11 protein-coding genes and 2 pseudogenes are annotated in these 14,764 nt (G+C 66.3%); 5 read left to right on the top strand and 8 right to left on the bottom strand.

All coding sequences use genetic code 11. The annotated features are described in order from the left end of the window. Positions 1-92 precede the first annotated feature (92 nt). The 3 genes and pseudogenes from ACFU8W_RS46360 to ACFU8W_RS46350 form a co-directional block, all read right to left on the bottom strand. On the bottom strand, positions 93-605 hold the full coding sequence (locus tag ACFU8W_RS46360) for a GrpB family protein (protein WP_384051593.1): 513 nt from the start codon (positions 603-605) through the stop codon (positions 93-95). Positions 606-770: 165 nt separating this feature from the next. Then, positions 771-1,537, bottom strand: a pseudogene (locus tag ACFU8W_RS46355) (transposase). Positions 1,538-1,575: 38 nt separating this feature from the next. Then, positions 1,576-1,884, bottom strand: coding sequence for a hypothetical protein (locus ACFU8W_RS46350; protein ID WP_384051589.1), 309 nt, complete (start codon positions 1,882-1,884; stop codon positions 1,576-1,578). A 594-nt stretch (positions 1,885-2,478) separates the two neighbouring features. On the opposite strand from ACFU8W_RS46350, the pseudogene ACFU8W_RS46345 reads away from it, so the two are divergent. Then, positions 2,479-2,709 (top strand): annotated as a pseudogene (locus tag ACFU8W_RS46345) (transposase); the annotation flags it as partial. 66 nt (positions 2,710-2,775) lie between these two features. Here ACFU8W_RS46345 and ACFU8W_RS46340 read toward each other — a convergent pair. From ACFU8W_RS46340 to ACFU8W_RS46330, 3 genes are all read right to left on the bottom strand, one after another. Beyond that, positions 2,776-3,471: a phosphotransferase gene (locus ACFU8W_RS46340; protein WP_384051586.1), complete on the bottom strand. Its 696-nt coding sequence runs from the start codon at positions 3,469-3,471 to the stop codon at positions 2,776-2,778. Between the two features lie 198 nt (positions 3,472-3,669). Beyond that, complete coding sequence (locus ACFU8W_RS46335) at positions 3,670-5,061, bottom strand: IS1380 family transposase (protein WP_384051583.1); 1,392 nt, start codon at positions 5,059-5,061, stop codon at positions 3,670-3,672. 375 nt (positions 5,062-5,436) lie between these two features. Next, complete coding sequence (locus tag ACFU8W_RS46330) at positions 5,437-5,943, bottom strand: hypothetical protein (protein ID WP_384051580.1); 507 nt, start codon at positions 5,941-5,943, stop codon at positions 5,437-5,439. A gap of 477 nt (positions 5,944-6,420) precedes the next feature. On the opposite strand from ACFU8W_RS46330, the gene ACFU8W_RS46325 reads away from it, so the two are divergent. Then, positions 6,421-8,016 (top strand): ISL3 family transposase, encoded by a 1,596-nt coding sequence (locus ACFU8W_RS46325; protein ID WP_384051577.1) that lies wholly within the window; start codon positions 6,421-6,423, stop codon positions 8,014-8,016. A 316-nt stretch (positions 8,017-8,332) separates the two neighbouring features. Here ACFU8W_RS46325 and ACFU8W_RS46320 read toward each other — a convergent pair whose 3' ends face one another. Next, a complete protein-coding gene (locus ACFU8W_RS46320; RefSeq protein WP_384051574.1) occupies positions 8,333-8,659 on the bottom strand; it encodes a hypothetical protein in 327 nt (108 codons plus the stop codon). A 542-nt stretch (positions 8,660-9,201) separates the two neighbouring features. Here ACFU8W_RS46320 and ACFU8W_RS46315 point away from each other — a divergent pair. Both ACFU8W_RS46315 and ACFU8W_RS46310 read left to right on the top strand, forming a co-directional pair. Further along, entirely contained in the window at positions 9,202-9,639 is a 438-nt protein-coding gene (locus tag ACFU8W_RS46315; protein WP_384051571.1) for a DUF4259 domain-containing protein, read from the top strand. A gap of 170 nt (positions 9,640-9,809) precedes the next feature. Next, positions 9,810-10,664 carry a hypothetical protein gene (locus tag ACFU8W_RS46310; RefSeq protein ID WP_384051568.1) on the top strand — a complete coding sequence of 285 codons (855 nt, stop codon included), beginning with the start codon at positions 9,810-9,812 and terminating at the stop codon, positions 10,662-10,664. 279 nt (positions 10,665-10,943) lie between these two features. Here the strand turns inward: ACFU8W_RS46310 and ACFU8W_RS46305 are convergent, their stop codons facing one another. Then, positions 10,944-11,516 carry a GNAT family N-acetyltransferase gene (locus tag ACFU8W_RS46305; protein WP_384051565.1) on the bottom strand — a complete coding sequence of 191 codons (573 nt, stop codon included), beginning with the start codon at positions 11,514-11,516 and terminating at the stop codon, positions 10,944-10,946. 1,012 nt (positions 11,517-12,528) lie between these two features. Between ACFU8W_RS46305 and ACFU8W_RS46300 the strand changes: the two genes are divergently transcribed. Beyond that, positions 12,529-14,604: a PA14 domain-containing protein gene (locus ACFU8W_RS46300; protein ID WP_384051562.1), complete on the top strand. Its 2,076-nt coding sequence runs from the start codon at positions 12,529-12,531 to the stop codon at positions 14,602-14,604. Positions 14,605-14,764: the final 160 nt, after the last annotated feature.

Genomic DNA, 14,764 nt, shown 5'->3' with positions numbered 1-14,764 from the left:
CCTTCGGCTACCTCACCCCAGCCGAGACCAGGCAGCGGCATCAACACGCCCTCGCGGCATAACCGACGAGTGTCCAAGATCACGGGGAAACTTCACTGGGCCCAGGTGTCAGCGCGTCGGACGATGTCCCATACGCAAGCATCCTTCGCTTGGACGTAGCCAGGTCGGTCGTTGCGGAACGCGGCTGCACAGCGGCGTTTGACTGCTGCGTACTCTGCCGCCGCGGTCGCGTGGCACCGGAGGTAGTCGCGAAAAAGCAACGGGAACTGCTGGGAGAAGCTACCCAGTTGCCGCACGTGTAGGTGTGTCCGGCGCTGGCCTGGAGGTTCTCGGAAGTATCGCTTGGTCCGTTCGGGATTGTCCGCCCGGTAGACGAAGCCCATGCCTGTCAGGGGCACCACGAACCTGTCCGTTGGTTCCAGTGATGCGACCGAGATCTGGATGTCGATCACTGGCTTGGCCACCAGCCCTGGCACCGAGGTCGACCCGATGTGGTCGATGCGAGCTGCCGCATCGCCGAGAGCCTCCCGCATGCCTGCACCCGTCCTGGCGAACATCGCTGGCCACGCAGGGTCATACGTCACGATCTCGATTGGCTCTGCCACACCGGAGAGTGTTCCACGGCCCGCAAGACCGGAGCTTCCGGCCGCCGCACAGTGCCGGACTCGCGTCCGCAGCTCCAACGCCCGCGTAGCGAAGATCCCCGACGGCTAAGGGCTGTCCCGTAAATGATCTACGGCATGTCGATCGGATGTCGACGCTGTGCCTCATCAAGCGAGGGTGAGGTTGTGGAGGCGGGCGATGCCGAGCATGGCGTGGTGAACGCTCTCGTCCTTGAGACGGCAGTCGCGGAGGATCTTCCACGTCTTCATGCGTGCGAAGGCGTGCTCGATGCGGGTGCGGATCTTGCGGTGGGAGGCGTTGTGTTCCTCTTTCCAGGCCGGTAGTTCGGCCTGGTCACGTTCACGGCGGTGCGGGATGATCAGGCCGGTGCCGCGGTAGCCGCCGTCAGCGATCACGGTTGTCCTGCCGACGGCGGCCTTCGCGCCGGACAGCTCCCATGCCTTGCAGTCGTTGCGGTTGCCTGGCAGGGGCCGGCCGACGGCGACGACAAGCCGGGTGTCGGCGTCGATGACGACCTGGTGGTTGGTGGAGTACCGGTAGTTCTTCGAACGCTCGGCGATGCTGTGGTCGCGGGTGGGAACCAAGGTGCCGTCCACGATCAGCACGGCATCCTTGCGAAACCGCCGACGCTGGCGCAGAGCGAGAGACGGCCCGAGGTGGGCGATGATGCGGTCGGCAGCCGACTTCGAGATCCCGAACAACGGAGCGAGCGGCCGCAGTGTCAGGTTCGTTCGCCAGTAAGCGATGACGAGCAGCACGCGGTCCTCCAGCGGCAGACCCATGGTCGTCCCTTGCGTGTCGGGGCCGTTTCTTCCTTCCGCGGAGCGGTGAGGAGCCTGCCGAACTGCTGCGGGCTCAGCCCGCTGAACGGGCCTATCCAGCGGGGCTCCGATGCCGTAATCACGCCAGTCACGGCGAGATCATCTCCTGAGCCCGAGGAACCGTGTGGAGCTACGGGATCTCGGGGTACTGGGGGAGCTTCCCCTTGAGCTTGGCCAGGTCACTGAGATCGATGCCCGTGGCCTTGGTGTATTGCCTGGACCAGTCGGCGACGGCCTGCCGGAACAGGTAGTCGGGGCGACGAGCCACCGGTTCCTCTCCGCGGTTCCGCAGCTTGGTGACAGCCGCTCGCTCCAGCTCCTGATCACCGCATTGACGAGCCAGGAGCATGGCCTTCGCAAGCCGTGCTGGCTCGCTGTTGACCGGCGTGAACGACCAGACTCCGTTCCGGCGGACATGGGTGTCCGCCAGGAGCAGCAACCCCAGGTCGTGGGAGTCGCCGACGAAGTGCAGGGAGGGTGGTCCGTAGCGAGTGACGTCGGCGGTGACCTCGGAGGAGAGCAGGGCGCTGCCCGCCGGCCAGAGATAGCAGGCGGCGGGAGGGATGTGCGAATCTGAATGAGGATGTCACTGGTTCTGTGGTGGGTGTCACTGGGTGGCTGCGGGCGTCTGGTCTGGGGTGATGCGGCGGGTGGTGTCATCGGGGTGATGCGCTGTTGGTGACACGGGGATGAGTGTCCGCTGGTCGGTGTGGTGCAGATTCCGGAGCGGTGGGGGAGTGTAGCGCTCGGCTTGCCGCGTGTTTCCAGGATTGGTTTGTCTGTCCCGGATCGTGTGAACTGTCGGACTGTGTCTGGGGGTTGACGGGAAACGTGCCTGATGTGCGCCGGTACGCGGCGTCGGTGCCAGGGGGTACGTCATGGCCGGGCCGGGTGAGAACGGGGCAGGGGCCGAGGAGGTCTCGCTGGTGTCGCGGACGCTGGGGCGTGAGCAGGCGCTCGCACGGTTGCTGGCGCTGGACGGACGCGGGGAGTTGACCACGGAGCACGCGCAGCTGGTCGCCAGGTCGGCGGGGGCGAACGGCTACCGGAGTGGCTCGATGCCGTCCGCAAGGACGACCTGCCCACCATCCACACCCTCGCCGCAGGCATAGACCGCGACCGTGACGCCGTCATCGCCGGCCTCACCCTGCCCTGGAACTCCGGTGTCGTCGAAGGACACGTCAACCGGATCAAGATGCTCAAGCGCCAGATGTTCGGCCGCGCTGGCTTCCAACTTCTCCGTAAACGAGTTCTGCTGTCGTAACGAGAGCGGCAGCCCGTACTCAGCCATATCCAGCTCTTGTTTGTGAGATGACCGGCACCCAGTTGGTCAGCGCAAGGCACGATCCAAATTGACCCGGTGATCGGAGACCCACTGATACGCCTCCTGAACCTCTGTCACTACCCCAGCGTCACGGAGACGGATCATCGCGAGGTCTCCAGAGTCCGCAGCAGCCTCAATACCGCGCCAGCACCTGTCCTGCCACCACAAGATCACAGAGACGAGATCACGACGGTCCACGAGCTCGTAACTGTCAGCGATCAACCGCAACCGTCGCGCGGCTTCGGAGGCGTCTTCGACGCTCGGCCCGAGTCCGAGGTACTGCCAACAAACGTGGGCGACATCATGGATGCGCGCGCCGGGGGCAGCCAGATCCCAGTCGATAAAGGCCACCGGGCGCAGGGCGCCGCCGACAGGTCGATAGACCGTGTTCTTGGGCGCGAGGTCGTTATGACATACGACCTCATGTGATCCGGCCAGTGCGGTGCCTGCCGTCAGGTCGTGGAACTCCCGCACAAGCTGCGTGACCCGCAGCAGACTCTCGTCGGAGTACACGGCCAGCGGCTGCTGCGGTTCCCAGGCCACATGCCCATCGAGGTAGGTGAGGACCTCGCGGCCCTCCTCGTCGATTCCGCGGTAGCGCGGCGCGCCGGGCCAGCCGCAGGCCTCAAACATCTTCAGCAGGTCGCCGATGAACCCCGTACGGGCCGACGCGGGCCGGCGCACCGTGGCGCCGACACGCACCACGTGCTTGATAAAGCCACCAGGCAAGGACGACTCAGCCCGGATCCACCGGCTTGATTCCGGAGTGATCGTTTCGGGGGTGTCCTGGCGGTCGGCGAGATGATCTGGCCGTTCGGGCAGGGAGTACCCGCTGGTCTGCCCAGCTTTTCCACGTGTTCGGCGGTCTCGGGCCCTTGCGGGCGGGGTGGTCAGGGCTCTTCAGGTTGTGGGTGGTGGTGCGTGCACCAGGTCGAAGAGCTGGGTGAAGTCGTCGGCCCAGGGCCAGTGTTCAGGCAGGTGGAGGGTGAGGCGGCGGGCCGAACGGGCCAGGCGGGCAGGCACGTTGATCAGGTGGTCGCGGATCGTTGCGGTGGTGGCCTTGGCGTGGAAGGCGGACGCCAGGGCGCCGGCGGCGCGGGTCAGGTTGTGTGCGAGAGCGGCCAGCGCGAGCCAGGCGGCGTTCGCCTGGAAGTGCCCGGAGGGGGCGTGGGCGAACGGGCCGTTCTTCAAGTCCGCGATCACCTGTTCCACGACAGCGTGCCGCCTGTGATCACGCTCGGCATCGGCCAGGGCGAGCGGTGAGTCGGTGAACGCGGCGTGGTAGCGCCAGGTATCGAAGAGCGTGCCCTGCCCCTCGGGCACCGCCGGCGGGTTGAGCCGTTTGACGCGGCGCACGATCAGACGGGCGGTGACCTGCTGCTTCTTCGGCTTGGAGGTGAAGGCGGTGTAGGTGGTCTCGGCTATCTCCGCGTCCGAGATCCAGCACTGCCCCTCCTCGTCCCACACCGCCCTGGGGTACTTGATCGGCCTCCAAGCCGTCTCGTCGATGCCCGCGATCGCGGCCTTGATGGAGGCGTTCATCCGCACGGTGACCGAGAACCGGGCGCCCAGGGCCCGGCAGGCGTTCACGGCATCGGCGCCGTAGTACGCGGAGTCGGTCCGCACGACCAGCAGCCCGCTCGCGCCGCACGCTCTCGCGGTGCGGATCGATTCGGCGACGGACGCAGCCGCACCTCGGGCGGAGTTGGACGGTCCCTTGCGCAGGCGGGTGGCGGCGATCACCGGAGCGGCCAGCGGGGTGGAGACGATCCCGATCAGCGCGTTCAAGCCCTTGACCTTGCTGTATCCGTATCCGGCTCCCTGTTTGGCGTAGCCGTAGGTGCGGCGCATCGTGTCGTCGATGTCCACGTAGGCCACCTGGTCGGCGCCGGGCAGCAGCGGGGTATGCGCGGCCAGTTCGGGCAGGAACCGGCGGGCCACCGCGTGCAGTTGCTTCACGTGCCCGTGGCGGAAGGAGCGCAGATACGAGCCCAGCGTGGACGGCGCCCGCACCCCGCTGAACAGCCGCGGCAGCCCACCGTGCCGCAGCCGGTCCATGTCATCGATGCTGTCCGCCCCGGCGACCATGCCACCGACCAGCGACATCAGCTTCGCCGCGGGAAACGCCCCAGTCCCGTCCTCCGAGGCCGGCAGCCGGACGTGCTCGTCGACGAGTGTGGGCAGTGCGCACCGCTCGGCCAGCCGCACCACCGGGGCCAGCCCGCCGTAGACGACCAGATTCGGATCATCAAACCGTGCGGAGATCCTCGCTGCGGCATGGGAAGATTGCATCTCGGAAGTGCCCTCGTGGTCGTGCGTGCTGGAAGCGTGAAGAACTCCCATCATCGCAGGTCACAGGGCACTTCCTCGTTTCCGGAGAAGCTATCCACAGGCATCAAGCCGGTGGACCCGGGCTCAGGCATCCCCCTACTGTGCACGATCTTGACCTCGAACTCTCAACACATTCCCCGCTACTCAACGTGCACGCGTCACGGAATGTGTGCCAGAACCCGAGTTTGAGCAGCGTTTGTACACCACTTCGGGAGGCGGCTTTTGGGAAGCTGGTGCTCGATTCCGCAAGGGGGGCGGTGAGCCGAGGCCAACCCGCTGGTGTCCGTTGAGATGCCTCAGCGGACACCGATCCGCGTGTGTACGCCTCTGCGTGGTTCAGGACGCAGCGGCGGCTTTCTGGATCCGGGGGACGAAGACCTGAGCCAGGGAATGGGCGGTGGCGGGGTCCAGGGTGCTGTTTGGCCCTGCCAGCGTCACCTCCGCGATGACCGTGCCCAGGCACATGGTGAGGTAGAGACCGTTCTCGCTGCCGACATTGCGGTAGTAGGCGTGGCTCTCGACGCCGGAGACCGGGGGAACCTGCGCCTTGGTGTACTTGGCCGACCCGGTCTTCTCCTTGCGGCAAGCGTCCTGGGCGGCCTTCTTGTCTGCGAAAGCCGTGATTTCGAAGAGGGCTTCCTCGCCGACTGCCTCGAACTTCGCCTTGCCACGCGCGATTCTGGCGCACTCCCAGTCGGTGTCTGCAGCGCACTGCCCCGCAGACTCAGGCTCTTCTTCGACTCTTGCGCTTGCGTCTTGCGGGGTCCACCCACCCATCGATGCCGGGTCGGGCAGCCCCTGCTTGAACCTCTCTTCGGTCTTGAACACCGTGTCGAAGTCCACCTTGCCGACTGTCGAGCTGCCCGAGCCCGATCCCGTTCCGGCGCTGCTGTCGGTGGGCGGCTTCGTCGTCGCCGCGTCGGAGTCGGCGCCTCCACAGCCGGTGGCGAGGGCCGCCAGCGTCACCAGCACTGCTGCACTCGGACCTATGCGAAACCTCAACACTGCACTCCCCGTTATCCGTTGCTCACCAGACCGCCTCGGCGGCAGCCTGTCACTGCAGCAGATGATTTTGGCAGCTGCGTCTTTGGCGATCAAACACACGTACCCCCTGTGCTAGCTCTCTGGGGACCTGGAAGGTCTGGCCGCAAGACGAGATTGCTGTTCGATTGTGGGGCGCGGGACCGCCTCCCGAAGTGGGGTTCTGGCTCAAGTTCTGTGGTGCATCCACGCTCCGTAACTGTTGATCTTCGTTTTGGCTCTCCTCGATCGTCCTGAAATACCCCATGGCTGCTGTGCTGTGCCCGAGAGTCCGGAGCCGTGGACGAAGTGCTGCTCCGGCTGGAAGAGCTCCTGTTCCTGTCGGATCCTGAGGTGGCGGTTGTGTCGGCGGAGGACGACGGCGAGGCGATCTGGATTGGGGTCGCGCGTAAGTCGTCTGGTGCTGAGTGTCCGGGCTGCGGAAGGTGGTCGAACCGCATTCATGGGTCCTACCTGCGATTCCCCGCTGACCTACCCAGCGTTGGAAGGCGTGTAGTGCTGCGCCTGCGGGTCCGCCGGTTCATCTGCGCGGACACCTCCTGCGGGCGGCAGACCTTTGTTGAACAGGTGCCTGGATTGACTCGACGTCATGCTCAGCGGACTGAGCGGCTGCGTTCGGCCTTGGCCGAAGTGGGTCTCGCTTTGGCCGGCCGCGCTGGAGCCCGCCTCGCAGATGTCTTCGGCATCTCCGTGAGCCGCAGCACGGTACTTCGGCTGATCGACGCAATCCCTGACCCGCAACCCTCGTCACCGCGGGTGGTGGGTGTCGACGAGTACGCGATGCGCAAGGGCCGCATCTACGGGACTGTGCTGGTCGACGTCGAAACCCGCAGGCCCGTGGATCTGCTGCCGGACCGTGAGGCAGCCACCGTTGCCGCCTGGCTTGCTGAGTGTCCTGGGGTCGAGGTGGTCTGTCGCGACCGTGCCCCCTTCTTCGCCGAAGGTGCCAGCACCGGGGCTCCCACAGCGGTGCAGGTCGCCGACCGTTTCCATCTCTGGCGCAACCTCGGCGAAGCTGCCGAGCGATGCGTATCGCGCCATCGAGCCTGCCTGCGAGTGCCATTCGCGGTGCCCGGTTCCGAGAGTGCCACCGCGCCTCCGGCTCCCGAAGCTGGCGCGTCACCCTGGCCGACTGGACACCGGTTCGCCGACCGTACCCGCGAGAAGCACGCGATCGTCCACGGCATGCTCGACGAAGGGCACAGTCGCCGGGCGGTCGCCCGCGAACTCCGGATGACCTACCGAACTGTGCAGCGCCTGGCCGACGCGGCAAGCCCGGAAGACCTTTTCCAGGGACAGTGGCAGAACCGCAGGACGAAGCTCGACGACTTCAAGCCGTACTTGCACGAGCGGTGGGCCGAGGGCTGCACGAACGCCTGGACCCTCTGGAAGGAGATCCAGAACCACGGATACTCCGGTGGATACGGGGCCGTCCGTGCATACCTTCGACCCTTCCGGGACGCAGCGCCGGAAGGCCGGCCGCCATCGCCCAGGACTGTTGCCGGGTGGATCCTGACCCACCCGGACGCCCTTGCGGAGAAGGAGCGACTGAAGCTGAAGTCCGTTCTGGCCCACTGCCCCGAGCTGGATGCCCTTGCCGGGCACGTCCGTTCCTTCGGACAGATGCTCACCAAACTCCAGGGAGAACTGCTCCCCGAGTGGATCGCAGCGGTCCGGGCCGACGACCTGCCCAGCATGCATACCTTTATCAACGGCCTCGAACGTGACCTCGCGGCCGTAACCGCCGGCCTGACCCTGCCCTGGAGCTCGGGCGTCGTGGAAGGCCACGTCAACCGCGTGAAAATGATCAAGCGGCAGATGTACGGACGCGCCGGCTTCAAGCTCCTGCGTAAGCGGGTACTGCTTGCCTCCTGACCTCACTGTCGATGGCCAGTGCGACGATCCTCAGAGGGGTGGGATCGGAATACGAGCAAACGTGCCACACACCAGCGGCCAGGGCGGGAGACCTGGCCCAGCAGCCCGCGCACACACGCCGGCGCCCGCCGCCGCAGATCCGCGCGCGGAAAGACATCGCCGATCTGCAGCAGTAACTCCTCCAACTGAGCGTCCCACCGGGCGACTTGTGTAACGTCGCCGAACCAATCGTCCATGACCGGGAACTACCCGACGAACCTGATCACTGAACTACAACTGAAGGGTCAGTGCCCCCTATGCCATTGACAGAAGGAGATCACTTAATGTCAGTGACCTTCAGATTCCCGTCCCTGAAGGTCCATACTCTTGTGTGATCTGTTGCCTGCCATCCTTCCTTGGCAACTAGAGGCCCCTTCATCCATGCCAACATGCCGGGTACCCCTTCTTCGAGGAGCGCTCTCCTCGCCGCCTGCTTGCGTTCGATGCGAACGGGATACACCGAGACCCAGAACCCCACGGATCCCGGATGCACGCCGCCTCCGTAAGTCCTTGACTGGGCCGCAGTCCATAGGGCAACCATGATCTCGGATGTGTCTCCAATGATCGACGAACCGAACGTGAGATCCACGATCTTGGCCGACACAGGTTCGATCGCATCCCGCATTTCACTGTGCGTCACAGGCCACGCATATCCTCGCGGCAGTTTCTTTCGGGCCACTCCAGCTTCCTTACTTGCGATTGAGGTGCTTTTCGATCTGCTTCCACTCGCCCGACCTGCGCTCCTTCGCGGTGGGCAGCCGGCCGTAGTGTTCCTTGAATATCCGGTCTACGGCATTCATTGTCGTTTCGTTTCCCCTCTTCCCCTTGCCACGTGCCCATGACGGAATGTCGGTTGTCCGCTCTTCCCGGACCTGCTTGATGCCTTGGACCAGAGGATTCTGACCTTGTTGATGGCCCAGGCCGTCCCGTACCACCAGATGAGGCCGGTGATCGCTACGACTGCGGCCACGCCGATGATGGAGAACACCGTTCCCGCGCTGATGCCAGTGACAGCCAGACCGACCAGCACAATGGCGATCCCTATCAAGGCGACCCGCGCTGGCCTCTACCAGCGGCGGAACAAGGCCGTGGCACGTTTCGCTCGTATTCCGGCCTCACCCCTCAGACGGCCATGCGAGGAGAGACATGGGCACCTGGGACATCGACCCCTTCGACAACGACACCGCCGCCGACTTCGGGGGTGACCTGGACGAGGCAGCACTGGAAGAACGCGAATCTATGATCCGCGGTGCACTCAAACGCGCCGCCGACCCTGCTGACCATCTGGATACCTCCGACGGTGAGCGAGCAGTGGCCGCGGCCGCCCTGGTCGTCGCACAGCACCCTGACAGCGAACCTGCGTGTTCGAACTACGGTCCATCAGAACCGCTACCGGAGTTGCCCGCAGACCTTCGAATGCTCGCCGTCGACGCCTTGGACCAAGTCGTCTCCGAGCTGTCTGAACTCGCCGAGCAGTGGGCCGAAGCTGCTAATGGCTCGAAGTGGCGCCAGGGCATTACCCGCCTTCGCGATGTCCTTGACCCTCCAATCCCGCCACAAGAGGAAGCCCTCTTCGAGATCTAAGCGGTTACCTACAGTCACGGACCACGGAACTTGAGCCAGAACCCGAAGTGGTGTACAAACGCTGCTCAAACTCGGGTTCTGGCTCAGCTTCTGTGATGCGGCCACGTTCAGTGACGGATGGCATTTCCAGCCGTGCACACCACCGACTCGATGGCCTGTAGCCTCCGGCTGTGACCAGCAACCCCAGGTGGACCGAGAGCCCTCAACTCGACGAGCTACCGCACTTCCAAGACCTGTTGGACGGTACGGACTGGGCGTCGCTGGCCACCGCGTACGGGACTGGAAAAGCCTTGCCAGCCGTGCTGGTGCGCCTCCTCGACCCCGACCCGGACGTCAGATCGGCCGCTGCCGATGACGCATTCAGGGCAGTGAATGATCAGAACACCATCTACGAGGCCGCCGCGCCCATAGCACTGTACGTCGCGGCCATCCTCGACCACCCTGTCATCGCGACAGGCGACTTCGGCCACGATGCCGACCGGCCACCGCACCGCCCGACCCTCGTGAGACTGCTTGCAGGGCTCAGCAACATTGCCTACGACGCCGCCGACGAGTGCGTCACCATCGGCGAGCGCCACTTCGGTAAGGGTTTTCTCGACGAATACCGGGAGATGCGCGCGTTCCGAGACCTGCGCCCGGCGATCTTCTCCGCAGTCCATCCCCTTCTCGGCCACGAGAGCGCGGGCATACGCGATGCGGCTCTCGTCGCCGCGATCCCCCTCGCAGAACACCCTGCTCTCATCGTGCACCGCGGCAAGCTGGTTGAACACGCACGTCGTCTGCTGGTCGCCGGCCCCGACAACTACTACCGAGAGCTCGTCCTGGACGCGATGAAAGCATGGGGCCAGGACATCAGCGGCTTGGAGAACGCGGACGACATCGCAGCTCGCGAGCTGCGCGCCCGTCACCTGGCGGAACACTGTTCTGTGTGGCCGGGCGACGGGACAAGCGGCCCGGGTGGGGAGACATCGCTCTGGCCTACGGATCCTCCGTGCCCCCAGACATCAACTATTCACCCAGTGTGACCGCAGCACAGAAGTTGAGCCAGAACCCCGGTTTCGACAGCAGTTATTCAGTGCTTCGGGAGGCACCCGGGCCGCGGCGTGTTCGATGTTCTCGAGAAGCGACAGCACCCGCGCACGCCGATGAGAATGTTGCCGCTCCAGGCGGACCCTACGAGCTACTGGATGCTCCAGCGGTGCGGATGGTCGGGATCAGTGGGGCAAGCGAAGACGTTGAGCTTGCCGGAGCGGCCCACGGTGAGCTCGGTGGGGTGCGGTCCGAAAGGCGGGCGGGTCTCGGTCCTAGCGGCCGGCCGTCGGCGTGGCCGTCGGGTGCCACTCGCGGCGGAGGAGGCCGAAGACCCAGGAGTCGGAGACGTCGCCGTTGACGACGCAGTCCTCGCGGAGGGTGCCTTCGCGGACGAAGCCGAGCTTCTCCAGGACCCGGGCGGACGCCACGTTGCGGGTATCGGTCTCGGCCTGGACGCGGTTCAGGTCCAGGGCGTCGAACGCCCACCGCAGGACGGCGTGCGCGGTCTCCGTGGCGTAGCCGTGGCCCCACGCGGCGGTGTCGAAGACGTAGCCCAGGGACGCGCTGCGGAAGTCCGGGTTCCAGCTGGTCAGGCCGCACCAGCCGATGAACGCGCCGTTGGAGACGCGGTCGATGGCCACCCGCGCTCCCGTGCCTTCCTCCTCGATCGTCCGGCAGGTCGCGATGAAGCGCTGGGCGCGGGCCGGTTCGGTCCACGGCGGGGAGTCCCAGTAACGCAGCACGTGGGCGCTGCTGTGCAGCGCGTAGAGCGGCGCCGCGTCGGCGTCGGTGAACGGCCGCAGTCGCAGGCGGGCGGTGTGCAGCTCGGGGGTGGGCAATGTCATGCGGAGCATCGTGCCGCGTCACGCTCGCCCCCGACCATCCGTTTATCCGGACGGTCGGGGGCGCGTACGTCCCCGGTGACGTCGGACGCGCCGCATGGGCGGTGAGTCCGCAGTACCGTGCCGGCTGGCGCATCGATGCGGTCGGAGCACTAGACCCCGACGGCGTCGGCCATCGCGCCCCCAGCAGCAACGTCTCCGTGCCTGTGCTGCTGTCGAAACCCGTGAACATTTCGATTCCCTCTCGGGCGGCTGCTGCCTCCCAAACCGGCGTACATCCGCTGCCCGTTCTCGCGGACAGAGCCACCCGGTCGACCGGCGAAGGTCCGGTGAGCACGTGGTGCTTGACCAGTGGGATGGGATCCGACTGCCGGATACCGCCGAGCGCGAGACACAAGCTTCGGGCTCGGGGCATGATCGTGAGGCCCGCGGATCAACGTTCTGAGCCGCGGGCACTTGCTGATCCAGTTCTCACAGCGGCGGCCGCCGCCGGTGAGGGCGGCGACGAGATCGACCGCGTCGTCGGTGGTGGTGACCTAGGGGCTTCGCACAGGCTCCGGATCTGCTTCTGGACGGCTGGCACAGCGTGGGGGAGAGCGCGACTCCCATCTTGACGTGACGAGCTGCACCCAGGTGCGTGCCTCCGTCACTCTGCTGCGCCACTGGGAGTGCGGGCTCCGGCACAGCATCCGTACGGTCCCATTGCCCGGCTCGACAGGACAGCGGGGCTTGGCGGTCCCGCGCTCCGATCGCACGTTGCGTGGGACCGCCTTTCCAATGCCTTTGCACATGGCGGCCCCGACACTTACTGACAGGGGACCGCCCCGCACAGCGGGTATTCGAAGCCCTGGTACGGCGGCCCGTGGCGTACCCGTACGAACACGACACCCGCCCCCACGCCCTATGTGAGGGACGCCACACCCGAAACCCGCACAACCCCCCGCCCTTCCCGAAGGTCTGGGTCGGCGGTGGGAAGACGCCGTCTTCCCACCGCCGACCCAGAACGAAGGAAGGCATGACCCGAGCCACTCGTGCGTCCGCGCTCGCCGCGACCACCGTCCTCGCGACGACCGGAGCCCTGCTCACCTGCACGTCCGCCGCCGGTGCCGCCACGGCGACCGTGACCTGTAAGTCGCCCGTCTTCAAAAGGCAGTTCTACGCGAACACGACCTTCTCCGGTACGCCGAAGAAGACCGACTGCGATTCGAAGATCGATCAGAACTGGGGCACCGGCGCCCCCGCCGCCGGGCTGCCCAGCAACTACTTCGGCGTGCGCTGGACGGTCACCCGGGACTTCGGCTCCGGCGGCCCGTTCTCGATCCCCGTCGCGACCCGCGACGGCCTGCGCGTCTACCTCGACGGCACGCGCAAGGTCGACATCTGGACGAACGTCTCGACGACCCAGACGAAGACCGTCAACATCACCATCCCGTCCGGGACGCACACCCTCCGCTTCGACTTCGTCAACTGGACGGGCGCCGCGAACGTCAAGGCGGACTACCTGCCCCGCACGTCCGCCACCGTCGACAAGGTCAAGCCCCTCGTGCCCACCGGCACCTCCCTCGCGTACGACTCCTCGTACCGGGCCAACTTCCGCTGGACGGCCAACAAGGAGATGGACCTCGCGGGCTACCGCGTGTACCGCCGGCTCCAGGGCACCTCGTACGGCACCAAGCCGCTGGCCACGACGACCTCCACCTCGTACACGGACACCACGCTGCCGAAGAACGGCGCGGTCTACTACTACGAGGTCCGCGCCTACGACAAGGCGGGCAATGAGTCCGCGGGTACGGCGGACAAACCCGTCACCACCGTCGACAAGAGCGCTCCCACGGCGCCGACGGGTCTCGAGGGCAACTGGAAGCCCGACTACTCCGAGAAGGTCAGCCTCTCCTGGGACGGGAACACCGAGGCGGACCTCGCCGGGTACAACGTGTACCGCTCCACCACCGGCAGGCCGGTCGCGCTCACCGCGGCGAACCGGCTGAACGGCGACAAGCCGCTCAGCGGCTCCTGGTACGAGCAGCCGCTGCCGCAGACCGGGGACACGTACTACTACGCCGTCACGGCGGTCGACACGCACGGCAACGAGTCGGCGGCTTCCGGCACGGCGGAGTTCTACACGCGGGACAAGACGGGTCCCGTGAACACCGCGTACAACGCGACGGCGGTCGAGGACGAGCGCGGGGTCACGCTGACCTGGGACAAGTCGGAGGCCACCAGCGAGGACTTCGTCGGGTACACGGTCCTGCGCTACAACAAGCCGCGCACGGAGAGCGGGCGCACGGTCGTGGAGGTCGCCAAGGGCATCCAGGGCACGTCCTTCACGGAGGCGGCCCCGCCGCCGGGCGCCACGTACTACTACACGGTCGTGGCTGTGGACGGCGCGGGGAACGGGGGCACCCCCTCTGTCGAGATGCCGGTCGCCGTCGCGGGGAACAGCACCCCGCCGCCCCCGGTGACGGGCATGACCGCCACCGCCCGGGAGAACGGCGTCTCGCTGAGCTGGGACGCCAGTGACGACCCCGGTCTCGATCACTACCGCATCATGCGGGGCACCCTCGTCGACGGCGAGTGGGTCTACCAGCCGCTCATCGACTCCTGGACCCTCAGGCCCCAGGAGTTCACGGAGACCCACCTCCTCGACCGTACGGTCGCCGATGGCGAGCAGCTCCGCTACAGCGTCGTCGCCGTCGACCAGTACGGCAACCGGCTCACCCCCGAGACCGGCGCCTCCGTCCAGGACGTCACCGAGCTCGACCTGCGCCCCGACATCGACGCCGGCCCGGCCGTGGGCGACAACCCGCTCGGCCACCTCAACGGCGACGTGTACGGCTCGGTCCGCTGGTGGCTGGGCAGCGACACGGGCGCCAACGGCAGCAGGGTGACCGGCTTCGCCGTCTACCGCTGGAACCGGTCGACCCACGTCTTCGACAAGGTTGACGTCCAGACGCGCGGTGACATCACCGGCTGGTCGTACGTGGACACCACCATGCCCAAGGGCACGACCACGTACTACCGCGTGACCGCCACCCTCGCCGACGGCACGGAGACGGCCGCCCGCGAGACGGCGATCGCCTCGGTGGAATAGGTCCCGCCAGGGGAAGCGATGGAGGCGCCCCGCCCGCGGTGCCCGCCGGGCGCCCCCCCGGTTTTTTGCCGGGTATTGGTCCAGTGTCTAATAAAAAAAAGAAGCAGCCGACCAAATTTACAGTGTATATATAGGTGGTGGCCGGATCATTAAAAAAGGG

The sequence above is a fragment of the Streptomyces sp. NPDC057565 genome (assembly GCF_042801455.1).
Classification (GTDB): domain Bacteria; phylum Actinomycetota; class Actinomycetes; order Streptomycetales; family Streptomycetaceae; genus Streptomyces; species Streptomyces yanii.
This window is presented reverse-complemented; position numbering and strand designations above follow the sequence as displayed.

Coding starts and splice junctions, on each gene's coding strand:
- ACFU8W_RS46335 (WP_384051583.1), bottom strand. CDS start 5,061: ATGCAATCTTCCCATGCCGCAGCGAGGATCTCCGCACGGTTTGATGAT.
- ACFU8W_RS46315 (WP_384051571.1), top strand. CDS start 9,202: ATGGGCACCTGGGACATCGACCCCTTCGACAACGACACCGCCGCCGAC.
- ACFU8W_RS46305 (WP_384051565.1), bottom strand. CDS start 11,516: ATGACATTGCCCACCCCCGAGCTGCACACCGCCCGCCTGCGACTGCGG.
- ACFU8W_RS46300 (WP_384051562.1), top strand. CDS start 12,529: ATGACCCGAGCCACTCGTGCGTCCGCGCTCGCCGCGACCACCGTCCTC.